We start from the raw sequence: 23,389 nt of genomic DNA, 5'->3' as shown, positions 1-23,389 counted from the left end.
TGACCGAACCCTCTTCTCCGCGCGTACGAACCGCTCATCATCAACAAAGCCGACGCATTGTCGCACGATGCGACTCCGCGGTAAAGAGGTTTTGCTCAAGAATCTGGCAAAGATCAGCCCCCCGGCCTTGAAAGAGCACGCGGCATGCATCGCCTGTCGTCGCGCAGGGCCTGGCGATCGTCCCCGGCCAGACCGAGCGCGCGATTCCCGAAGTCCGATCGCCCCGCGCCCTTGGCAGCCTTCCGCGCCTATAGCATGCGCTTCACGAACTGGCCGGTGTAGCTGCCCTCGACCTCGGCCACTTCCTCGGGGGTGCCCTGGGCCACGATGGTGCCGCCGCGGTCGCCGCCCTCGGGTCCCAGGTCGATGATGCGGTCGGCGCACTTGATGACGTCCAGGTTGTGCTCGATGACGAGAACCGTGTTGCCGGCGTCCACGAGGCGCTCCAGCACCTCCAAGAGCTGGCGCACGTCCTCGAAGTGCAGGCCGGTGGTGGGCTCGTCCAGGATGTAGAACGTCTTGCCGGTCTGGCGGCGCTGCAGCTCGCTCGACAGCTTCACGCGCTGCGCCTCGCCGCCCGAGAGCGTGGTGGCGGGCTGCCCCAGGCGGATGTAGCCCAGACCCACGTCGTGCAGCGTCTGCAGCTTGCGCTTGATGCCGGGGATATTCTCGAAGAAGGCCAGCGCGTCGTCCACGGTCATGTCCAGCACCTCGGCGATGTTCTTGCCGCGGTACGTGACCTGCAGCGTCTCGCGGTTGTAGCGCGCGCCGCCGCACACCTCGCAGGGCACGTAGATGTCGGGCAGGAAGTGCATCTCGATCTTGATCTGGCCGTCGCCCTTGCAGGCCTCGCAGCGGCCGCCGTTCACGTTGAAGGAGAAGCGCCCCGGCCCGTAGCCGCGCGCCTTCGACTCCTGCGTGCTGGCGAACAGCGCCCGGATGTCGTCCCAGAGGCCTATGTAGGTGGCCGGGTTCGAGCGCGGCGTGCGCCCGATGGGGCTCTGGTCGATGTTGATGACCTTGTCGATCTTGTCCAGGCCGGTGATCTTCTTGTACGTGCCGGAGCGGCGATGCGCATGGTTCACGCGGTTCGCGAGCGCCGGTGCCAGCGTGTCGGTGACCAGCGAGCTCTTGCCCGAGCCCGACACGCCCGTGACCACGGTGAGCGTGCCGAAGGGAACCTCCAGCGTCAGGTTCTTCAGGTTGTTCTCCGAGGCGCCCGTGAGCTTGAGCGACCCGCGTCGCAGTTTGCGGCGCTTCTCCGGGACGGGGATGGTGCGGCGGCCCGAAAGGTAGTCGGCCGTGAGCGAGCCCTCGAACCTCACGATCTCGTCGGGCTTGCCGGCCGCCACCACCTCGCCGCCGTGCTCGCCCGCGCCCGGGCCCATGTCGATGACGTAGTCGGCGCTGCGGATGGTGTCCTCGTCGTGCTCCACCACGATGACGGTGTTACCCAAATCGCGCAGGCGCTCCAGCGTGGCGATAAGCCGCTCGTTGTCGCGCTGGTGCAGGCCGATGGATGGCTCGTCCAGGATGTAGAGCACGCCCATAAGGCCCGCGCCGATCTGCGTGGCCAGGCGGATGCGCTGCGCCTCGCCGCCCGAGAGCGTGGCCGTGGCCCGCTCGAGCGTGAGGTAGTCCAAGCCCACGTCCACCAGGAAGCGCAGGCGCGCCTTGATCTCCTTCACGATAGGACCGGCGATATGCTCCTCGGAGCCGTGAAAGGCCAAGCCCTCGAAGTAGTCGAGCGAGTCGGCCGCGCTCATCTCGGTCACATCGTGGATGGACTTGCCGCCCACCGTCACGGCCAGGATCTCCGGCTTGAGGCGCTTGCCACCGCACGTCTGACACGGCACGATAGCGAAATACTCCGACAGCTTCTCGCGCTGGTTGTCGGACTGGGCTTCCTGGTAGCGGCGCTGCACGGCAGCGAGCGCGCCCTCCCACTCGATGTACCAGTACGTCTCGCGGCCGTCCACGGTCACGTAGTCCACGCGCACCTTATCGTTGCCGAGGCCGAAGAGCAGCGCATCCTGCGCCTTTTTCGGCATATCTTCCCACGGCGTATTTTCGTCGGTGCCCATGTGCTTGGCCACGGCGCGCAGCACCTGCGGGTAGTAGTTGCCCGTCTTGAACGGCGCGATGGCGCCCTCGGCCAGCGTGAGCGAGGGGTCGGGCACCACGAGCGAGGGGTCCACCTCCTCGCGGCTGCCGATGCCGAGACAGTCCGGGCAGGCGCCGTAGGGGGCGTTAAACGAGAAGTCGCGCGGCTGCAGCTCGTCCATGGAATGGCCGTGCTCGGGGCACGCCAGCGCGAGCGAGAAGATATGCTCGCCGGCGCCGAGGCCACCCGTGGCGCCGCTCGACTTGCCGCCGCCCTCGCCGAGCGGCTGCCCGTCCTCACCGAGCACCTGCACGAGCACGCGCCCGTCGGCCAGCTTCGTGGCCAGCTCCACCGCCTCGGCAATGCGGCTCATGGCGCTCTCCTTCAGCTGCACGCGGTCCACCACCACGTCGATGAAGTGCTTGATCTTCTTGTTGAGCGTGAGCGGCTCGGCCTCGAGCTTCACGATCTCGCCGTCGATGCGCACGCGGCTGAAGCCCTCCTTCTGCAGGTCGGCGAACAGCTTCGTGAACTCGCCCTTGCGTCCGGTGACGACCGGGGCCATGATGATGGCCTTCGCATCGGGAGCGAGCGCCAGTATCTCGTCGGTCACCTGGTCGGTGGTCTGCTTGCGAATGACGCGCCCGCACTCAGGACAGTGAGGCACGCCCACGCGAGCGAACAGCAGGCGCAGATAGTCGTATATTTCGGTGGTGGTGCCCACGGTGGAACGCGGGTTCTTCGACGTGGTCTTCTGGTCGATGGACACGGCCGGTGACAGGCCGTCGATGCTATCCAGGTCGGGCTTGCTCATCTGCCCCAAGAACATGCGCGCGTAACTGGAGAGGCTCTCCACGTAGCGGCGCTGGCCCTCGGCGTACATCGTGTCGAACGCGAGGCTCGACTTGCCGCTGCCTGACAGACCCGTGATGACCACGAGCTCGTCGCGCGGGATGATGAGGTCGATGTCCTTGAGGTTGTGCTCGCGGGCACCCTTGATGACGATGGCATTCTGTCCCATGTGGCTTATCGCTCTTTCTCTTCGCGCATCTGCTACCGGCGCCGCGCCTACAGCGCTGCGCGCCGATGGTCGCAAATTAGGCTACCGGGAAACTATCATTTCCGTGCAATCGTCCATTCTAGCGCAGCGAGCGGAAAGAGCCCGCGAAAACATCCGTTCGTGTCCGAGCGTTCAAACGATGCGCACAATTCGTTCGATGGCAGATTGCGCGGGATGCTTCGGCTTATGTACAGCGCGCCCTTTATTCAGACGGCGGAGCACCGTCACGCAAGCGAGCCCGCTCCACCATTTCATCGAGGGGCAGCGCGGGGGCGTACAGGTAGCCCTGGAAATACGTGCAGCCGAGCATCTTCAGCACATCGCGCTGCTCGGCCGTCTCCACGTACTCGGCCAGGACGGAGAAACCCAGCTGCTCGGAGAGATCGGCGATGGACGAAACGATCTCGGCGTAGCGCTCGTTCTCCATGACGCCTTTCGCGATGGTTCCGTCAAGCTTCACCACGCTGAACACGCTTGTCTCAAGATACTGGAACGACGTTCGCCCCATAGAGAAGTCGTCGATTGCGAGCGGCATGCCGGCATCCGCCACGCGCCGCAGAAGGTCGTGCGCGCCCTCGTCCCAGCGCAGTGCCTCACGCTCGGTGGCCTCCACCACCACACGCCCCGCATCGAGACCGCTCGCACGAAAAGCGTCGATCATGAACCCGACCGCCGCCTCGTCCTGCAGCATCGAGGCCGTGGCGTTCACGCTCACGCGAAAGCCGAAGTCGAGCTCCCCCGCATGCGCGAGAGCCTCCAAAACCCGCGCATCTTCGATCGCCCGCTCGAATACGGCGCGTTCCAGCCGGTTGACGACGCCTGCCTCCTTCGCTAGCTCGATAACGAGCGGCGGATACAGCATGCCGTACACGGGGTGTTCAAGGCGCAGCAGCGCCTCGGCCCCTGTTGAGCGCCCCGTCGCGTCGAACTGGGGCTGGTAGCGCAGCTCGAAGGTGCGCTCGGCCACCGCACGGCGCACGTCCTCCGAAAGCGAACGGGCCACTCCTCCCAAGGCGCCCGGAGCCGCGACGAGCGCGCGCTCGCGCCCGGCGCGTTCATCCTCTTGGAACGACGCGAGCAGCGACGCGTATTCCACTCGCGCCCGGTCGTCGGCCAGCCGCTCGTAACGACGTAGGAATGGCAGGTAGAGCACTGCTCCCAGCGCGATGCAGACGAGCTGCAGCACGGCTCCCGCAGGCGAACCCGTGGCCACATAGCCCCCGACGAGCGGCGGAGTCGTCCACGACACGTCCACCATAACGGGCGGAACGAGACCCGTCGCAGTCGCCGCATATGCCACGACAAGGTTCACCATCGGCACGATGATGAACGGCACGAACAGCGCCGGATTCCACACCACCGGCAGACCGAATAACATGATCTCCGAGATATTGAAGCACATGGGAATCGCGGCAAATGCTGACAGGCGCCGTGCGCTTCGCCGCCTCCCGAAAACGAGCATGGCGATGAGCAGCGACAGGAGCGCGCCCGCCCCTCCGATCGAAGCGAATACGTCAAGGAATGTCTTCGTCACGATCTGCACAGGCTCGCCGCCAACTGCGAGCGCAGCAGCATTGGCCGCCGTGTCCGGCACGAACACGCTCTGCGCCACGCCGTCGAGCATGTTGCCCCCGTGAATGCCGAAGAACCACATGACGTTGTTCATGAACAAATAGAGCAGGCCGCTGCCGAGGGTGGCCGTAGCCAGCGGGAAAAGCGCGCTCACTCCCCAGAAGAACGCCTCCTCCACGCAGCTCGCCCCAGTGAGCGCCGTCGCACCGACGTTCACCAGGCTGAATAGCGCAATCACCACGGCGATGGGGAACAGCCCCGTGACGGCCTGGTTGAAAACGTTGTCGATGCTGTCGCCGTAGAGCCGCGGCGCACGTCGGAGGTTCACGAGGCGACAGTACAGAACCGACGATCCAAGCCCGCACACGATGGCGATGAACAGCGAACGGGTGCTGAGAACGACCAGATCGAACCCCGCCGTGCCAAAGCCCACCGACATGAGGTAGGCCGCGAGCGCGGCGAATGGAGCTCCCTGAATGAAAAACGCGCCGAAGCGCTCGGCGTAGGCGTTCGCGTAGCGCAATGCCACAGCCACGGCTACGTAGAGCGAGAATATGCCCATCGTGGCATCGTAAACAAGGTGGAGCAGGCCCTCGACCTGCGGTGCACTGCCGAGCAGTTCTTGGTACGGTTCGAGCGGGAGATTCAGCAGGATGAGGCAGAACGAACCCACGAGCAGCACCGGAATGGTGAGGATGAGGCCCTGGCGGATGGCCTGGAACGCCATGACCCCTTCCAAACGCGCGAACTGCGCGTACACCTTGTCGAGCATGCCCGCCCTTCCGTCACCTCGTTCCGCTCTCGGTCAAAACCTGCACCGATAGCCTTCGGCAACCATTGTACCCCGAATAGGCACGGCGCGCAGCGCGGACGGATACGTTCGGAAAGCGGATTTCGATCCGGTCGGCGCCTTAGCGAGCGAGTCGCATGGCGAACGAGCGACGCCGATCTGCACGCGGCCCGACAAGTGGAACACGAACCACGAGCGCGCGTCTCGACAACGCCGCCAGCTTCTACCGGCCCAGGAGATGGCGAACCGCTGCCACGGGATGCTTCCCGAGCATGCGCGGACCCGCATAGCGCATGACGGCGCAAATCTCATCGCGCTTGTCGGTCGTATAGCAGTGGTTGCCACACTTCTCGCAAGAAGTCTTGGCCTCCATGCGGCGACATCGTTCTGTGCGCAACACAGCATAGGCGTCCACGTCTGCACAGGCAGGGCATACGGCCTCGCCACAGTGCGCGAGCTCGCTGCGCGCGTTCCCATCATGGTTGCCTGCGCAATACAGCGCCACCATCTGGGAGATGGTGCGCTTCTCGCGGGCACGCCGCTTCGCCGTCCTCGGTGAGTCTTGCATAACGCGCATAATAGCAGAGCATACCATTCCGCGAGCATGAAGACACACGAATGGCTCGAACTTCCGGGGGTTTACCCGCTTCGGCGAACCGGGGCGGAGTATACTTGGAGCGGTTCGGTGCGAACCAGGGGGTACGACCCCGACCTTCAAGGGAATGGCGGATGCTCAGCGTCAGGAAAGAGAGGGCTGGGACGTGGAAGCGACAGCGCAAGCGCTCGACGAGAAGCAGGTCTCGGACGAAGCTCCGAGGCCGCAAAAGCTCACTATACGGCATGTCCTCGCAGTGGGCACCGGCGCGCTTTTGTGCTTCTCCTCCTCCGCTATCGTGTTCAATACCTGGTCGATCTTCGTCGTGCCTGTATCGACGGAGCTGGGAATAGCTTCCAGCCAGTTCACCGTGCTTATTACCATTATATTCCTGAGCTGTTCAGTCATGGCTTCTCCTCTGGGCAACCTCATGGAAAAACTCGACCTCCGCATCGTACTCTCCGTATCGGTCGCCCTTTGCGGCACCGGCGTACTCCTCTGCTCCCAGTGGACCGAGATCTGGCAGTTCTACCTGTCCGGCGTCCTCGAAGGAACCGGCGTGGTGGCCCTCTCCTACCTTGCATCGCCGACGCTCGTCAACCGATGGTTCAATTCGCACATGGGCGTGCTCGTAGGCATCTGTGTGGCCATGATGGGCGTCGGAGGCGCCGTTTGGAGCATGGTGGGCGGCGTCCTCATCGGCGATCTCGGCTGGCGCAGCGCGTACCTTGTGCTGGGCGGCGCCGTGCTCGCGCTCGGCCTGCCCGCCACGCTGTTCTGCATCCGAAGCTACCCTTCCGACATCGGACTGCAACCCTATGGCGAGGCGGAGCGAGTCGGCGCCGACGAGGGAATGCAATGGGGCGTCTCGGCCAAGAAGGCGTTCCGCTCCCCCGCATTCTATCTGCTTGCTCTCACCATCGCGCTCTTCAACGGCACCGGCCAAGCTGGCAACATGCTTCCCACCTACGTCTACCACCTCGGCGACACGGGACTGGCGGACATCACCCCCGCGCTTGCCGTGATGGTGGCCTCGGCGGTGGCTATGTGCATGCAAGCCTCCCAGGCGGTAGCGAAAGTATGCCTGGGCGCCATCGCGGACAGGAGCATCGTGGTGGCTCTGTGCGTCGCCTGCGCCTGCGGCTTCACGGGAACCGTGTGCTGCTGGCTGGGCTACAGTTCCACCGCGCTCATCTATACGGGATCAGTCCTGTTCGGAGCACTGTACGGGGCCACCAACGTGCTGGGTCCCACGATCGCGCGCCATCTGTTCGGTCCGCGCGAATACACCAAAATATACTCGCGCATCGCCGTTTTCATCAACATCGCGCCCGCCATCAGCGTCACGCTCTTCGCGACGCTGAGCGAGATCGGATGGGATCTGGAGTTCGCAACGGTGCTGGGCATTATCGTCGCGATCCTAGTCATGGGGATCGTCACGATGCGCCTTGGAAAGCACTTGGAGCAAACGCTTGAGCGCAAGCCGAGCTAGAAACGCTGGCGGCCGGCGTTTGCGGCCGCCAGCGTTTCGCATGCGCGCCTTTCCCTACCCCACGAGCTTCTTCCCCAGCGAGGCGCGGATGATACCCTTGCTGGCGAAGTACGTGACCAGCAGATACGCCCCGTACACCACCGCCACCAGCACGCCGGTCATGAAGGCGGGCTCGAGCACCGACACCCCGAGCTGGCCGAGCACCGCGTCGCTGATGACGCTCACAGCGCACACCGTGTGGCACACGGCCAGCGAGAGCGGCACGAGAAAGTACACGAGCACCTGCGCGCGCAGCGACCGGACGATCATGCGGCGGTCGCAGCCGATCTCGGCGAGCACCCGGTAGCGCGGCAGCGAGTCGCTCGTCTCGGACAGCTGCTGGATGGCCAGGATGGCCGCCGTGGCGATGAGGAACACGAAGCCGATGTAGAGCGCCAGATACGAGATCATCAGGTTCATGCCGCCCGACTGCACGAGCACCTCCTCGGCCGTGAACGACAGCGTCACGGGCCAGGGCTTCGGGCTGAACTTCCAGCCGGAGGCCGCCACCTCCGGGTTGGCAGGAGATGCGTCGGCGAGCACCTGCTCGAGCAGCTTGTCGCCTTCGGCCCGGTCCGTCTTGTACATGAGGTTGAGGATGCTCTGCTCGGGCGCGGCGCCTTGAGCGCGCAGGCCGGCGATCACCGCGTCGGGCACGATGAGCTCAGCGCCGCTCGCGGAGAACGTGGTGTCCTCCATAGGCTGGCTGCGCAGCTCGCCTGTGGACTCGAGCACGCGCCCGCCTGCGACCACCGTCTCGCCCGAGCGCGCGAGCGCCTCCGAGAGCCCCTTCATGGCGTCGAGCGTGTTGTTCACCGCGTAGCCGTCCTCGCCCACGTCCACGGTCGGCCGGCCCGCAAGCTCGGCGAGCGCGTTGAACTGCGAGACGCCGATGAGGGTGACGCCCTGGTTGTGCAGCGCCTCGTTCTGCTTCGCATTTCCCGTGCCCTGGCCGTAGCGCTCCATAAGCTCGCCGTAGGACGTCTCGTCGCTCACGAAGGCGTCGATCTGCGCCGCGCGCTCCACCAACTCATCCCACGCCGGCGAGGAGTCGGCCAGCTTGGCGGCGATGTCCCAGCCGTAGGCCTCCGCGTCGGCCGTCACGGCGGCCGCCTTCTCGTCGGCAACCTTCTGGTACTCGCGATCCTCCTCGGTCATCTGCGCAAGCTCCTGGGAATCGTGCGTGCTGCCCTGGTTCAGGTACACGTTCGCCGTGAGCGTGGCGTCGTAGATCGTACCGTCCTCGATGTTGCCGCTAAAGGCGCGCGCCAGCCCCATGCCGGTGGAGAACACGGTGAGCGAGAAGAACAGCATGATGCATACCACCGACAGCGACACGAACGCCGTGTTCACCTTGCTGGCTATCTGGCGCATCGTGAACATCATGAGGCCCTTGAAGTACACGCCGCGCGTGCGCTCGATCACCGCGATGGCGAAGCCGGCGAGCGACCAGAAGAGCAGAAACGTGCCGACCACCATGAGCGCCGTGGCCTTCCAAAACCCGTCGTCGAACTCCAGAAGGCCGTTTTCGACGAGCGTAGCGTACGCCCACGTGATCAGGCCTACGGCCGCAACGAACCCGGCGAAGCTAATCCACGGGTTGCGTACGCGGAAGCGCGCGTTGCGGCTGCGGGCTGACAGCAGGTCGATGAGCTTGTAGCGGCGGATGGACACAGTGTTGAACAGGGCCGTCACCGCGAAGATGATCGCGAAGCACATCAGCGTGAGCAGGAAGGCGTCGAACGAGAAGATGAAGCGGTACTGCGTCATCTCGATGTTGAACAAGCCCGCCGTGACGAACGACATGCCCTGAGACAGCGCGAACCCGAGCGCCAGGCCTACCACGAGCGACACGAGGCCCACCGCCACCGTCTCCATGAGCACGATGGCCGACACGCTGGCGGGATTCATGCCCAGCACGAGGTACGTGCCGAACTCCTGCTTGCGCCGCCTGATGAGGAAACCGTTCGCGTAGAGCACGAGGAATCCGAGCACGCAGGCGATGAGCACGCTGAACATGCCGAGGAACTGCCCCGTCATCTGGAACACGCCCGCCGACGCCTCGTCCTCCAAGTCGAAGAGGATGGACTGGCTCGACACCGAATTGAACGCGTAGAACACCGCCACGCCGAACACGAGCGTGACGAAGTACACGCCGTAGTCCTTGACGGAGCGGCGGATGTTGCGGAAGGCCAGTTTAGCAAGCATCGCGCACGTCACCGCCCAGGAATGTGACCACTTCCATGATGCGCGCGAAGAAGTCCTTGCGCGAGGTGTCGCCCTTGCGTATCTCGTTGAACACGGCACCGTCCTTGACGAACAGGATGCGGTTCGCAAACGACGCAGCGTAGGAATCGTGCGTCACCATCATGATGGTCGCACCGAGAGAGGCGTTCATCATCGAGAGCGTCTCCAACATAACGGTGGCGCTGCGCGAGTCGAGCGCGCCCGTAGGCTCGTCGGCCAGCACGAGTTTCGGATCGGCCACCATGGCGCGTGCCGCAGCGATGCGCTGCCTCTGGCCGCCCGACATCTGGTAGGGGTACTTCCCCAGCACTTCGGACACGCCGAGGGTGGCCGCGATGGCATCCACCTTGGGCTTCACCTGGCCGGTGGGCTCGCCCTTCACCGTCAACGCGAGCGCGATGTTCTCGAAGCCGGTGAGCGTGTCCAGCAGGTTGGAGTCCTGGAAGATGAAGCCCAAGTCGTCGCGGCGGAACTTCGCGAGCGCACGGGAGCGCAGGCCCGTGATGTCGCGCCCGTCGACAAGGATGTGGCCGCTCGTCACGGTGTCGATGGTGGCCACGCAGTTGAGCAGCGTGGTCTTGCCGGAGCCCGAGGGCCCCATGATGCCCACGAACTCGCCCGGCATCACGTCGAAACTCACGTTGTTCAACGCGTGCGTGATGGAATCGCGGTTGCCGTATACCTTCTCGATCTGACGTACGGACAACATCGACTCGGATCCGTGTGCAGCCTGCATGGCGGCCGCTCTTCCGACAGCCGACGGTTGAGGGGTTGCGTAGACTTCGGTCATAGCCCTATCTCCTTCTCGCATGTTTGCCATGACGATACTACGCACTCACCGACGGCGGCGCCATCGCTTGCGCTTACGCAATACTTACGCTTTTGAAAGGTTGGTAGCATGAACCGCTTGCGCGCATGAGCGGCACGTGCCGCCGGAAGGAAGGCCTTGCACAGCTCCCGTCGCTCATCTGCCGGCGATAACGCGCGGATCGGCGCCTTGGCGGAAGGGGCCTGAGCCTTACTTCCTTATATCATACGCCCGCCGATCATGCGGAAACGTCACCAGAACCCGCGTTCCCGAACCCTCTTCAGACGCGATCGCCACGCCAAGCCCCATCTTCTCGCACAACTGGGCCACAAGATACAACCCCATGCCCGTCGAGGCTCCCTGCTTACGGCCGTTGAGGCCCGTGAATCCCCGATCGAAGACGCGCGGCACGTCGGCAGCAGGAATGCCGTATCCATCGTCGGACACCTCGAGCACCGTGTGCGCGGCGCTCGTACCCTCGCCTTCGATGCGTGACGAGAATCCTATCCGCACGGCCCCATACTTCGCAGCATTGACGATAAGCTGGCCGAGCACGAAGGACAGCCATTTTTCATCGGCGAACACGCGCTCGCCGTCGGGCACCCGAATGTCCGGCGTCGCGCCCTGCTCGATAAGATACCGGGCGTGCTTCTTGCACGACTTTCGCACGCATACTGCCAGATCGACTTCGCGGATCGCGTAATCACGTGCGAGCGATGTCGATCGGGCATAGTACAGAGCCTGCTCAACGTACGCCTCGATGCGGTCGAGCTCGCCTTTGAGCCGGTTCGCCTCGGAACCGTGCGAAGACGCGCTTATCAGACAGGCGGCTGCGATGGGCGTTTTGATTTCGTGAATCCACAGCTCGATGTAGTCGCGGTACGACTCCGCCTGGTCACGATAACGCGTCACCTCGTCCGCCGCTGCCTTGCTCGCAGATTCGATGGCCTCGAAGGTGAGTCTTCCTTCGAGAAACAGCGGTTCCTCGAGCAAGGACGGCATGAGACAGGGCTGGGTTAGCCGAGCCGCCAGTTCGCCCAACTCCCGGTAGAAACGCCGTATTCGAAGGTAATCCCACAAAAAACCGCCTGCTCCGCTCAGGACGACGAACAAGGACAGCAAGACAGCGGCATCCGTGCCGGCACCCAGAGTCGCCACGGCAGACCCGATCGCCAGAGCGCAGATCAACACGATGCAGACTGCCGGCATGCGATCCTTCAAGTAGGCCACCGGCGTCATACGGCAGCAGAGTTTCTCGCCGGTACGGCGCCCGGGGCCTCCAGCAGCATGGCGGGCCACGCGGCCGGCTGCACATGCAAGCACGCGGTGCTCATACGAGATACCCCTGACCCCGCCTCGTAATCAGGTAGTCGGTCACGCCCGCCTTCTCGAGACTCTTGCGAAGCCGGTTGATATTTACCGTCAGCGTGTTGTCGTCGATGAACGCGTCCGACTGCCAGAGCTCATTCATAAGCTCCTGGCGCGAGATGATAGTATCGCAGTTCTCCATAAGCAGGCGGAGGATCTTGAATTCGTTGCGCGTGAGCTCGACAGTCCGTTCCCCGAACTTCACCTCGCTTTTCGCCAAGTCGAGCGTCACCCCGCGATGCGTAATGGACGACGCGGACTCCGAACGGGCCGTCCGCCGGAGAACCGATTGGATACGCGCGAGCAGGATAGCCGGATTGTACGGCTTTGTCACGTAATCATCGGCGCCCAGGTTCATGCTCATGAGTTCATCGAACTCACTGTCGGACGAAGTAAGCATGATGACGGGCACATCGCTTCGCGTGCGCAACCCCCGGCAGATGGCATGGCCGCTCACGCCGGGAAGCTTGAGATCGAGAATGACACAGTCGGGAGCTGCCGCGATGATGTCGTCCACCGCAGCATCGTACTCAACCGTCGTCTCACAGGTGAATCCTTGCAGGTCAAGCAGGCGCGCAAGCTCCTCGCGCAACGATGCGTCGTCTTCGACGACGAATACCTTGGACATGGTCCTCCTCGCAATCGCATCGCACAAGACGTCAAAACAATAATGACAGTCGTCGAACGCTTCCGTAACCATACTATGGCACGCCACCATCGCGCGAAGCAACCCGTAACCGTTTCGTCATCGACGACCGCGGCCGCCGGAGGTCCCGCCTCTGCGGTCTTTCGAGTAGGTGCCGGGCAATGCCGGGCACGGCGTCTTGTCGCTGCGGAAATAGCGCAGCAGGAAGCTGACACCGGCCACGACCAGCGCAAGCCCCAGTCCCGTGTAGAAAAACGCAATAAACCAATCGGGCACCAACCCCGAAGCACGCAGTCCGATGCCCACCGCCATCATGATCGCCATCATGAGGTAGCCCTTACGGTCGAAGAACTTGAACACGTAGGTTCTGTCCTCGTCGAACCCACGGATGCGCTCGGCATGTTTGCCCACCATCTTGGTAAACACGAACACGTGGAACAGTACGAACACCGCCAATGTAGCGCCCACGAGAGCCCAAACAAGCCATCCGGTTTCCACCAGGTAGGCCGTCAAGCCGATGAACGCGATATTCAAGCCGGCCACGCTCCACACGATGCCGGCGATAAGCAGCAGCTTCTCCGAAGATACTTTCAACAACCGCATGCCCGACTCCTTTGCAATGCGCCGGTTCAAAAACGACGACGGGGACGCCCCTCCGATAAAGGGGCATCCCCGCATTATAGGTTCCCAAAGCTGAAAGGCAAGGGAACGATCCGAGACCCTTCGCTAACGGGACTGCTCGCCCGCTTCGAAGGGAAGATTATCGATCTCGATAACAGCCGGCTTAAAATCGGCCCCTTCGCCTGTGCCTTTCATGGCGATCACAGTATCGACCGTAAGCGTCGTGGGATCGAGCATGGCACCAGAACCGTCCGTGATCTCGACTCCGGTCCGATCGAACGTGATCTCATCTTGGCCCATCGTGAAGGAACCCTCGTCGTCACCGTTCGGCTGGTCCACCTCGCCGAGAACGACCGTCACCTCATCGCCGTTCACGGCCATGACCTGACCGTATTTGACCACTTCGGCAGCTTCGCCCATCGTGTCCTGCTGCTCGGTCGTTGCGCCTTCCGTCGTCTGTCCTTCGGACTGCGCCTCATCGGCGGCACAGCCGGACATGAACGGCACGATGGCAAGCGTAGCGGCCGCAGCGCACGCGAATGCGCGCATTCTCTTTTTCATGGTCCTCCCTTCGTCGGATCGCGCGCCGCGAAGATCGGCGCGCCGCTATGGCGCCGCCCATTGTGACCGAGAAGGGGTAGGCGAATCGGCACAGGAAGCAACCGTCAGGCAGCGGTCACGGTGCCGCTACCTGTGCGCCATGACTGGTACGGCACTCAGCTGCGAGGATGGGCCTGAGCATGCGCCGTTTTGAGGCGGTCGGCAGACAGATGCGTGTATATCTGAGTCGTGGACAGGCTCGCATGCCCGAGCATTTCCTGTACGCTACGCAGATCGGCGCCTCCTTCGAGCAGGTCGGTGGCGAAGGTATGGCGCATAGTATGAGGCGATAGCGTCTCATCCAATCCGGCAGCGCGCAAAGCGTCTTTGAACATCTTTCGCATGGCATCGGTGCCCATGCGGTTGCCGCGTGTGGACACAAAGAAGAATGCGCATGACCGGTCCTTCAGAAGATGCGGCCGAGCGACCGTCGCATAAGAACGCATTGACGAAACAGCCATGGCGTGCAGGGGGATGATGCGCTCTTTCGAGCCTTTGCCGAACACCTTGACCTGCGCGCATGCCAGATTAACGTCCGCTTCCAACAGACCTGACGCCTCCGACACGCGCGCACCGCATGCGTATAGAAACTCAAGCAAGGCCTGGTTGCGCATATCGGCATACGACTGCTCGCGGGGATGCCCCTCCGCATCGCGCTTGCCGTACACCGATAATAGCCTGACCATGTCCGACGCCTTGATGACGCGCGGAAGGCTTTTGGGCTGCTTGGGCCCCTGCAGCACGCTCGCAGGATCTTCGTCCGTCGTTCCGGTCACATTGAGCCAGCGGTAGAAGCCGCGCAGGGCCGAAAGCCTGCGGTTGATGGTTGTGCGCGAATACTGTGCTCGGTCGAGCTCTCCCAGGTAGCGCCGCAATTGTCGATGGGTAGCGATCAGGGGGTCGACGCCCTCGCGAACCGACCAGCGAAGGAAGTCCTCAAGATCGATCCGATAGGCCCGTACCGTATGAGCCGACGCATTGCGCTCGAAGCGCAAAACATCGCAGAAGCCGTCCACCAGCGCGGCCATCCGGGCATCGCGCCCGGTCTCGGTAGCGGCGCCCTCCTTCCGATCACGCTCCATCGCATCTCCCTTGCGCGCCTCCAGCCGACGCATGCAAGAGCAGATCCGCATTCGCAAGTTCGTCCTCATAGACGGCGAGGGCGCGCGAGCCGCGCTCGGCATATGCCCGGTAGCGCTCCCGCTTGTTCCGGATGCGCTGCTCGAACGGCGGGAGAATGCCGAAGTTGACATGCATGGGCTGATAATCGACCGTGGCGGGATCAGTCGCATAGGCCAAAAGCGCTCCGAAGGCCGTCTCGATCGGCAGAGAGGGCGCAGCGCGCCCCTTCAGCAAGGCCGCGACCGAGACGGCTGCATGCAGTCCGGAGCGAATGGCCTCGCAATATCCTTCGGTCCCCGCAATTTGGCCAGCAAGGAACACCGGTACGCCGATCGCAGCGGCGCCGGAAGCGCGCAGCCTCAGATCGGGCCCGAGCAGACGGGGCGCGTCCACGAAGGTGTTGCGATGCATCACACCATAACGGGCGAACTCCGCGTGCTCCAATCCGGGTATCATGCGAAAAACGCGACGTTGTTCGGGAAACGTCAGGTTCGTTTGGAATCCGACGAGGTTGTAGCTCTCGCCGTGCGCATCCTCCGCCCGCAGCTGCAGCGCCGCCCACGGACGACGACCCGTGCGGGGATCTGTGAGCCCTACCGGTTTGAGCGGACCGAACCGAGGCGCGTCGGGACCCTTGCGGGCTATCTCCTCGATGGGCTGGCACGCTTGGAACAGATCGCGCGATTCGAAGTCGCGCTGCACGACGCGCTCCGCAGTCACAAGCGACGAGATGAACGCCTCGTATTCGGCACGGGAAAACGGCGCGTTGAGATAGTCGCCCGCTTGCCCCCCGTCAGCATCTTCGTAGCGGCTCTGGCGAAACAGCTTCGACCCATCCAGCGAATCGGCCATGACAATGGGCGCCGCAGCATCGAAGAAGGCCAGGTGCTCGGCGCCGGCCGCCTCGGCAAGTGAGGAGGCCAGCGCATCCGAGGTCAAGGGTCCCGTGGCCACAACGAGCACGTCCGCTCCGCGCGCAGCCTCTCCGAGATTCAAGGCTTCGTGCCGAACCAGATCAATGGAAGGGTGCTCCTCTACGAGCGCGGTGACCTCGCGAGCGAACGCTTCGCGATCGACTGCGAGCGCCCCGCCCGCAGGCACGGCGTTACGCAGCGCGACCGCGTACAGACGCGATCCGAGGCGTACGAGCTCTTCCTTGAGCATGCCGGCTGCGCTTTCGAACTTGGTGCTCTTGAGTGAATTCGAGCAGACGAGCTCGGCACAGCTCCCCGTTGCGTGTACAGGCGTGCCGACGGCTGGCCGCATTTCGACGAGACGCACGCGCACGCCCCGATCCGCCAACTGCAGCGCAGCCTCGCTCCCCGCGAGGCCCGCACCGAGGACGGTCACCCTGGAAAATGTCGTTGTTCGTGGCATGCCCGTAGGATACCAAAGGGTATCGCCCGATGCGGCGGGATCGGGAAAAAGACCGCCGACGAGCGCAAGAGGCGACCCTCCACCGCACCGGGCCGGCATCCTCAGCATGGTCCCCAACGCCCGTCGGGATAACGAGCGATTGCGCCGGCTCCCTCGGCCCGCACAAGGCGCTCCATAAGCCATTCGCGCGCATCGATCCTGCCGCAACCGGCACGCGCAATCTCGTAAAGCTCCTCCATGTTGAGAGCTTGGGCGCGCAGCGCTTCCACGATCGGATCATCCGGGCCATCCGCCTTCGCAACGGCGGCAGTTTCGCCAAAGGAGGATACGCACTCTTGCTTCAGGCAGCCGAACAGCGAGAACAGGGCGTCCGCGAACGCCTCGTCGTCGACAATGGGCGTTGCCCCTTGGTAGAGCAGACGGTTCGCGCCCCGCGACGAAGCCGATGTAATTGCGCCCGGCACGACGAGCACGTCCCGATCCGCGGCGAGCGCCTCGTCCGCGGTCGAGAACGTGCCCGAAGGCAAGCCCGCTTCCACGATGAGCGTGGCGCGGGCAAGCGATGCGATCAACCGGTTGCGCAGGCGGAATCGATACGGAAGAGGAGGCTCATCCCATGCATGCTCGGACACCACAGCTCCTCCTGATGCGACAATCTGCCGGAACAAACCCTCATGCTCGGCCGGGTACGGACGGTCGCATCCTCCGCCTAAAAACGCTACCGTGCGACCCCCTGCCTCCATAGCGGCTCGATGGGCGGCCGCATCGCAGCCTCGCGCCCCGCCCGATATCACCACCACGCCGTGCTCGGCGGCTGCACGTGCGAACCGCGCGGCGCACCCGAGTCCGTACGGAGTCGATCTGCGCGCACCGACAATGGCGATCCCTTCCTCAAGAGCATCGACCGCACCAGCCACGTACAGGCGCTCAGGCGGATCGGCTGCTCGTTCCAAAGCAGATGGATAGCCCTGGTCCGTCCGCGCGAGCACCGTACGCGGCCCACCCGATCGTTTTGACAAGTCTCCCGCACTCGGCGGACTCACTCCCAACCGAGAATCCGTTCGCATTCCGCTCATAGCTCCCCCTGCCTCGACCTGAAGCCAATCGCTTCGCACAGATCAGCTCGTCTGACGCGCGAGCGCTCCTCCATATCTGCCACGGTGCGCGCCAGTGCAAGCGTCCGCATAATGGCGCGGCCGCTCATGCACGAGCGTTGCGCCGTCGCTTTAAGGAACTCCTCGTCCTCCGAGGAAAGATCGCAGGCACGAACCAGCTCCTCGGTCGTCTCGCGACGCGAGCCGGTGCCTGCCCGAGCGCGGCGCCATGAGGCGTACTCCCGCGCTTTCAGCACAGCGCGGCGCAACTCTTCAGAACTCGTACCGCGCCCCGTGGCAAGAACTTCTCCGGGCGGTATGCGGCGCACCGCGATATGCACGTCGATACGGTCCATAACAGGTCCGCCGATCCGGCCCTGGTAGGCGCGTATCTGCCGTTCCGAGCACGTGCACTTCTTCTCATCGTCCCCAAAATAACCGCACGGGCAGGGGTTCGAGGCGGCTACGAGCATGAACCGAGCAGGAAATTCGACATTGCCGTCGGCGCGGGTCACCGTTGCCTTGCCAGATTCGAGCGGCTGCCGAATGCCCTGCAGCACCGATGGCGAGAATTCAGCCAGCTCGTCAAGAAACAAGACGCCGTTATGGGCGAGCGATATCTCGCCGGGGCGCGGAGGGGATCCCCCGCCCACAAGCCCCGCGAGGCTCGCCGAATGATGCGGCTTGCGAAAAGGCCGCACACCGTGAAGCGAACGATCGTAATTCTCTCCGGCAACCGAATGCACCACCGCCGTCTCGAGAGCCTCGCTTTCCGACAGCGGCGGCAGGATGGAGGGCAGTCTAGACGCAAGCATGGTCTTGCCTGATCCGGGAGGCCCCATCATCAGCGCTCCGTGCCCTCCTGCCGCAGCTATTTGCAGGGCTCGCTTGGCCATATCGTGCCCTGCAATATCGCAGAAATCGGAAGACTCGGCTCGTATCTGCATCTTCTTCCCCACAGCACGGGGAAAAGGAGGGGTGCGGAAGTCCGCCAGCGTGCGCGCGCAGCGCAACTCCAGCCTCCCAAGCGCACACGACCCCTCTTCGACTTCTGCGCTTACCAGCCCGACCCCAAGCATGCGCGCGCACAGCGCATAGGCAAGCAACCCGGCGACAGGTCGCACGGCGCCCTCGAGCGAAAGCTCGCCGACGAAGAGCGCGCGCTCGAGCGCGGAGGGATCAACTTGTCCTGTGGCAACCAGAATACCCGCAGCGATAGGCAGGTCAAAACCGGAACCTGTTTTACGCAACGCTCCCGGAGCCAAATTCACGACGATCTTGCTTGCCGGCATGGTGAACCCGCACGAACGCAGGGCCGCCTTCACCCGTTCGCGCGATTCCTGCACAGAAGCATCAGCCATGCCGACGATGGCAAAGCCGGGCACGCCGCTCGAAACCGCCACCTCCACATCCACCGGCACCGCCTCCACACCGCGCAAGGTGGCGGCCTGCACGAGGCATCGGCCCTTCCCGCTCATGCCGCGCCGAACGCATCGATATGGTGGCGGATCATCGCACGATCGGGCGCGATCACCACGATCGCCACAATATCGAAGCGGATGGGAACGTCGACCACGTCGCAACCCTGTAGATACAGCGCCGCTATTCGCTCGTAGCGCTCGCGCTTCGAGGCGTCCACAGCCTCGGACGGCATTCCTTTCTCGCAGCTCGAACGCGTTTTCACTTCCACAAACACGATCGTTTCGCCGTCACGTGCAACGATGTCCGCCTCGCCGGCCGCACACGTCCAATTGCGTGCGACTATCTCATATCCGCGCCGCTCGAGGAACCGTGCCGCAGCATCCTCGCCGCGACGGCCCAGCTCGGCGTTTTGCCTACCGATCGGCTTGCGCTTGACGGGCTGCTTGCGCTTCCGCTCGCAGCCCGGCCGCCCTGCGGAGCCCTCCTGCTTTCCAGATACCTTTTCCGCCGTCGCAGCTTCCTTCATAATCATCGCCCCTTTCGTCTCCGAGGCCATGATACGCAGCTATCCTGACGCCAAGATTGCTGGCATCCAGCAGGTCGACGGCGCATATCGACCTTCTATCATGCGCAGGGGCCGCACAAGCCTTGCGAGGCGCGAACGCCTTCCCTGCGCGATTTCAACGCAGAGCTGACAAAAATCTCGCGCGCTTCCAGCGGCGTCCTCGAGCCATGGGCAAGGAGCACCCAACCCCGTGCCCACGCAGCGGCGCGTGGAAGCGGCGCGTTAGAACAGCGTCGGCTGGACGAACGCCGTGCAGAATGTGGCACGGTGGATGGGCGTGAGGCCGTAGCGTCTGATGGCCTCGATATGCGCTGGGGAGGCATAGCCTTTGCACGCATCGAAACCGTATTCGGGATACTGCTCGGCGTAGCGGCACATGAGGGCATCGCGCTCGACTTTTGCAACGATCGAAGCTGCGGCGATAGAGGCGCAGCATCCATCGCCCTTCACGACGCTTACCTCGCGCGGATCGAGACGCAACGGGTTCCCATCGAGCAAAATGACATCGGGGCACGCCCCCGCCTCTTCGATGTGCGCAACAGCGCGGCGAAACGCCAGGACAAGCGATGCAGTCATGCCGCAGGCATCGATGTCCGCAGCCTCCACGTATTCGACGGTCCAAGCGACGGCGACCTGCTTTACGATTGCAGCAATGCGTTCACGCGCCTCGGGACGCACCTGTTTAGAATCGTCCAAACCTTCAACGGCCGGCTCGAGCGGCAGCACGACGGCGCCCACCGCAAGCGGCCCCGCCAAAGGGCCGCGGCCCACCTCGTCAAGACCAACCACTACCCCGGCACCGCGGCCAGCCGCCAGTTCGCGCTCATAGGCATACAAGCGCGCCACACGCTCGCGCTCGGCGCGCTCGCCTGCAAGACGCCTGCGAGCAACTTCGACGGCCTCGCGCACGCCTCGTCGCGTGTCGGCCACGAGCGCGCGCTCCAGCACGGCAAACTCGCGCTCTCCTGCTTCCTGCAGCCGGCGCTTGATATCGGCCACTGTGGATCCCATGCGCTCTCATGCCCCCATTCGTCCCGTAAGCACGGGCCGCTATCTTATTTTGCCCATGATACCAAAACGCAGCTTCCTCGAAGCCGCAGCAGCGGCACGTGAAACAGCCTATGCAGCAATCGGGCAGATGCGGAATGCCCATGCACCCTGCAAGCCGCCGCCAAAGCGCGCTCGAGCATCCTTTCGCCTGGGAGACGACAAGCTGCCGAGACCCAGGACGGCAAAAAGCCTCCTGCGCATCGGCATCCCTCCTCCGCAGCGAAAACGCTAGGCTGACGAAGAAAGGAACTCGATACGAGGAGGCTTTGCGACTCCGGTCGAACCTCGGCACACGGAGCGACGGCTTAACAACTCCGTCGAAACGGATCGGTCGAAAACCGAGCCAAAACTAGCGGAACGCCTTCTCCTTGATCTTGGCGGCCTTGCCCACCTTGTCGCGAAGGTAGTAGAGCTTCGCACGACGAACATCGCCGTGGCGCGCGACCTCGATCTTCTCGATCTTCGGAGAATGTACCGGGAACGTGCGCTCCACGCCCACCGAGAAGCTCATCTTGCGAACCGTGAACGTTTCACGGCTCGATGCACCCTGGCGACGAATGACGTCGCCCTGGAATACCTGGATGCGCTCCCGGTTTCCCTCGGTGATACGGTAGTGGACCTTCACGGTGTCACCCACGTTGAACTCGGGGAGGTCCTGCTTGATCTGCTGTTGCTCGATGGCGCGAATGATATCCATGGTCCGTTCCTTCGTATATGTTCAGTGAAACCTCGTGCACGCTGTCTTGGAAAGACACGATTGGATAGTATACCGCCCAAGTAACCATCTTGCAAGGGGAAATCTTGGATACCGTCCCAGCTTGGCAGGCGCGTCCGCATAGCGGCCGAACGCTTCCGCTGTTTGACACTTTCGATGATGTGTCAAACAGCATCTGCACATTATTAGACAATACTCCGCCCACGTCGACCAAGCCCGTTTCCAAGCGCGACACGGCCAGGCTTGACGCGGTAGAATAGAAGCACGGAGTCGTACCGCCCATCGTTAAAGGAGGAGTGCCATGAAAGTGAAGGACCTCACAATCACCGACGAACTGAAAGAGATTGTCCAGATTGGCATCGTAGTCGAAGATATCGAAAAGGCGAAGCAGGGAATGCTCGATGTCTTCGGCCTGGCGCCGGACAACGAGGGCGATTTCGTCTACAAGGAATGCTATTACCGGGGCGAGACCATCGAAGCGCCTGTTTACGCCGTGTTCTACGATTTCTTCAACGTGCAGCTGGAGTTTCTCCAGCCCGTCGGTGACCAGGATACCATCTGGAAGGATTATCTCAAGATGGGCATGCACGGCCTGCACCACATCCGCTTCGACGTGGATGACCAGGATGCCATCATCAAGCTCATGGCCGACAAAGGCATCGGCATCTGGCAGGAGGGGACGTCGCTCGTCAATCCCGCATGCCGCTTCACGTACTTTGATTCGATGGACAAGCTCGGCTTCATCGTCGAAGCCGTCACACGCGCTCGCTAAGAAGACCGATCCGAAGGAGACGCCCCATGTCGGATAAGAAAACCGTTCTGATTACCGGCGGCGCGATGGGCCAAGGCCGCACGCATGCCGTCGCATTCGCGAAGGAGGGCTACGATTGCATCCTCCTTGACATGCTCGATCCAACCGACGAACGCTTCGCCGAGACCGTCAGGATGGTCGAAGAAGCCGGCGGGAAGGCCCTCGCCATCAAGACTAACATCTGCTCGACCGACGAGATGGAAACGGCATTCGCCCGGGCTTGGGATGAATTTGGACGCCTCGACGTCGTCATCGCCAACGCGGGCATCATCAACTTCAACTACACCTGGGATCTCACCGATGCAGAAGTCGAGAAAGCGCTCGCGGTGAACCTGGAGGGCACGTGGCGCACCGATAAGTATGCCGCTCTATACATGCGCAAGCAGGGGTATGGCCGCATCATCAACATATCGTCCGTCTCGGGCTTGAAAGGCACAGCCAAACTGGCGACGTATTGCATGACGAAGTTCGGCATCATCGGCCTCACCAAGACGCTCGCCCTCGAACTTCAGCGCGAAGGGCTTCCCATCTACTGCAATGTCGTCTGCCCCACCAAGGTGCGCACCCCCATGTGCGAAACCGAGGCCTACGTTGATTTCGTCAATAGCACCATGGGCAAGAACTTCTCTTCTTGGCAGGAGATGTTCGAAGACGAGAAGAACCCCGGAGGGCTCAAGTTCCTCAACCCCGAGGACATCACGAAGATGGTGCTTTGGCTCGCCGAGTCCGACGAGGCCACGAAGTTCAACGGCCGCGAGATCGTCATCGATTTGGGAGCAATGCTCTGATCCAGCGCCTCCAAGGCGAAAAGGAAGGCGCGGCCACGGCCGCGCCTTCCTTTTCGCCCCATCTCGCTCAGGTATGCATAGCACTCACCGATGCGCAGGTTCGAACGCGTCGGCAAGCTCCCTCCCGCCCGAGCTATTCCCTGCTCTGCCGATTGGCAATATATTTGAGTACTCCCCACGTCGTATAGCCAACGATCCCCACGACGATGAGCACGGCGGGATCGTAGCCCAGCAGCAGACCTCCGAGCAGAATGACGAAGATCGCCGGGTTGAGCATCGCCGCCAGCAAAGCCACATCGATACGCGCAGGTCCGCTTCCTCGTCCCATGTCCGGGTCTCCTCTCTTTGCGGGCCCTCGGACCTGTCCGGGGGCGGAAATCCGCTGCAGGCCGGCCTCATGCGGCCCGCTGTCGAACATACCGTTCCAGTATAGGGATTCGCCCGGCGGGCGTCGATACCGTTTCCGCCGGCGCGCGGGGCGGCAGGGGGCGAGACGGGGCTCC

General features: G+C 63.2%; 20 protein-coding genes. 3 read left to right on the top strand and 17 right to left on the bottom strand.

Annotated elements, in window-relative coordinates; genetic code table 11:
- Nucleotides 1-248 precede the first annotated feature (248 nt).
- The 3 genes from uvrA to C2L71_RS04005 form a co-directional block, all read right to left on the bottom strand.
- Complete coding sequence (uvrA, locus tag C2L71_RS04015) at nt 249-3,125, bottom strand: excinuclease ABC subunit UvrA (RefSeq protein ID WP_103264498.1); 2,877 nt, start codon at nt 3,123-3,125, stop codon at nt 249-251.
- Between the two features lie 241 nt (nt 3,126-3,366).
- A complete protein-coding gene (locus tag C2L71_RS04010) occupies nt 3,367-5,508 on the bottom strand; it encodes a PTS sugar transporter subunit IIC/EAL domain-containing protein (protein ID WP_103264497.1) in 2,142 nt (713 codons plus the stop codon).
- 241 nt (nt 5,509-5,749) lie between these two features.
- Nucleotides 5,750-6,094, bottom strand: a complete 345-nt coding sequence (locus tag C2L71_RS04005) for a nitrous oxide-stimulated promoter family protein (RefSeq protein ID WP_103264650.1) — start codon at nt 6,092-6,094, stop codon at nt 5,750-5,752.
- Between the two features lie 154 nt (nt 6,095-6,248).
- On the opposite strand from C2L71_RS04005, the gene C2L71_RS04000 reads away from it, so the two are divergent.
- Entirely contained in the window at nt 6,249-7,613 is a 1,365-nt protein-coding gene (locus tag C2L71_RS04000; protein ID WP_103264496.1) for an MFS transporter, read from the top strand.
- 54 nt (nt 7,614-7,667) lie between these two features.
- Here the strand turns inward: C2L71_RS04000 and C2L71_RS03995 are convergent, their stop codons facing one another.
- From C2L71_RS03995 to rplS, 13 genes are all read right to left on the bottom strand, one after another.
- Nucleotides 7,668-9,860, bottom strand: a complete 2,193-nt coding sequence (locus C2L71_RS03995; RefSeq protein WP_103264495.1) for an ABC transporter permease — start codon at nt 9,858-9,860, stop codon at nt 7,668-7,670.
- The gene (locus tag C2L71_RS03990) at nt 9,850-10,689 is read right to left on the bottom strand and encodes an ABC transporter ATP-binding protein (RefSeq protein ID WP_103264494.1); all 840 of its coding nucleotides are present in this window, start codon (nt 10,687-10,689) and stop codon (nt 9,850-9,852) included. Before C2L71_RS03990 ends, C2L71_RS03995 begins: the two co-directional genes overlap by 11 nt.
- Nucleotides 10,690-10,917: 228 nt before the next feature.
- Nucleotides 10,918-11,916 (bottom strand): sensor histidine kinase, encoded by a 999-nt coding sequence (locus C2L71_RS03985; RefSeq protein WP_239926321.1) that lies wholly within the window; start codon nt 11,914-11,916, stop codon nt 10,918-10,920.
- A 121-nt stretch (nt 11,917-12,037) separates the two neighbouring features.
- The gene (locus C2L71_RS03980; RefSeq protein WP_103264492.1) at nt 12,038-12,703 is read right to left on the bottom strand and encodes a response regulator transcription factor; all 666 of its coding nucleotides are present in this window, start codon (nt 12,701-12,703) and stop codon (nt 12,038-12,040) included.
- 117 nt (nt 12,704-12,820) lie between these two features.
- A complete protein-coding gene (locus tag C2L71_RS03975) occupies nt 12,821-13,324 on the bottom strand; it encodes a hypothetical protein (RefSeq protein WP_103264491.1) in 504 nt (167 codons plus the stop codon).
- 123 nt (nt 13,325-13,447) lie between these two features.
- Nucleotides 13,448-13,903 carry a hypothetical protein gene (locus tag C2L71_RS03970; RefSeq protein ID WP_103264490.1) on the bottom strand — a complete coding sequence of 152 codons (456 nt, stop codon included), beginning with the start codon at nt 13,901-13,903 and terminating at the stop codon, nt 13,448-13,450.
- A 155-nt stretch (nt 13,904-14,058) separates the two neighbouring features.
- Nucleotides 14,059-14,970 (bottom strand): tyrosine recombinase XerC, encoded by a 912-nt coding sequence (locus C2L71_RS03965; protein WP_418762849.1) that lies wholly within the window; start codon nt 14,968-14,970, stop codon nt 14,059-14,061.
- Nucleotides 14,971-15,013: 43 nt separating this feature from the next.
- The gene (gene trmFO, locus C2L71_RS03960; protein ID WP_239926319.1) at nt 15,014-16,414 is read right to left on the bottom strand and encodes a methylenetetrahydrofolate--tRNA-(uracil(54)-C(5))-methyltransferase (FADH(2)-oxidizing) TrmFO; all 1,401 of its coding nucleotides are present in this window, start codon (nt 16,412-16,414) and stop codon (nt 15,014-15,016) included.
- A 128-nt stretch (nt 16,415-16,542) separates the two neighbouring features.
- Nucleotides 16,543-17,517, bottom strand: coding sequence for a DNA-processing protein DprA (dprA, locus tag C2L71_RS03955; protein ID WP_239926317.1), 975 nt, complete (start codon nt 17,515-17,517; stop codon nt 16,543-16,545).
- Nucleotides 17,514-19,013 (bottom strand): YifB family Mg chelatase-like AAA ATPase, encoded by a 1,500-nt coding sequence (locus C2L71_RS03950; protein WP_103264488.1) that lies wholly within the window; start codon nt 19,011-19,013, stop codon nt 17,514-17,516. Before C2L71_RS03950 ends, dprA begins: the two co-directional genes overlap by 4 nt.
- On the bottom strand, nt 19,010-19,483 hold the full coding sequence (locus tag C2L71_RS03945; RefSeq protein WP_239926315.1) for a YraN family protein: 474 nt from the start codon (nt 19,481-19,483) through the stop codon (nt 19,010-19,012). The genes C2L71_RS03950 and C2L71_RS03945 overlap by 4 nt, the downstream gene beginning before the upstream one ends.
- A 261-nt stretch (nt 19,484-19,744) precedes the next feature.
- Nucleotides 19,745-20,533: a ribonuclease HII gene (locus C2L71_RS03940; protein WP_103264486.1), complete on the bottom strand. Its 789-nt coding sequence runs from the start codon at nt 20,531-20,533 to the stop codon at nt 19,745-19,747.
- 388 nt (nt 20,534-20,921) lie between these two features.
- The gene (gene rplS, locus C2L71_RS03935; protein ID WP_103264485.1) at nt 20,922-21,269 is read right to left on the bottom strand and encodes a 50S ribosomal protein L19; all 348 of its coding nucleotides are present in this window, start codon (nt 21,267-21,269) and stop codon (nt 20,922-20,924) included.
- 319 nt (nt 21,270-21,588) lie between these two features.
- Between rplS and C2L71_RS03930 the strand changes: the two genes are divergently transcribed.
- Entirely contained in the window at nt 21,589-22,059 is a 471-nt protein-coding gene (locus C2L71_RS03930; protein WP_103264484.1) for a VOC family protein, read from the top strand.
- Nucleotides 22,060-22,085: 26 nt separating this feature from the next.
- On the top strand, nt 22,086-22,886 hold the full coding sequence (locus C2L71_RS03925; RefSeq protein ID WP_103264483.1) for an SDR family NAD(P)-dependent oxidoreductase: 801 nt from the start codon (nt 22,086-22,088) through the stop codon (nt 22,884-22,886).
- A gap of 133 nt (nt 22,887-23,019) precedes the next feature.
- On the opposite strand, the gene C2L71_RS03920 is transcribed toward C2L71_RS03925, so the two are convergent.
- Complete coding sequence (locus C2L71_RS03920; protein ID WP_103264482.1) at nt 23,020-23,214, bottom strand: hypothetical protein; 195 nt, start codon at nt 23,212-23,214, stop codon at nt 23,020-23,022.
- Nucleotides 23,215-23,389: the final 175 nt, after the last annotated feature.

Origin of the sequence: Enteroscipio rubneri, from assembly GCF_002899715.1 — a bacterium.
GTDB classification, from domain to species: Bacteria; Actinomycetota; Coriobacteriia; order Coriobacteriales; family Eggerthellaceae; genus Enteroscipio; species Enteroscipio rubneri.
This window is presented reverse-complemented; position numbering and strand designations above follow the sequence as displayed.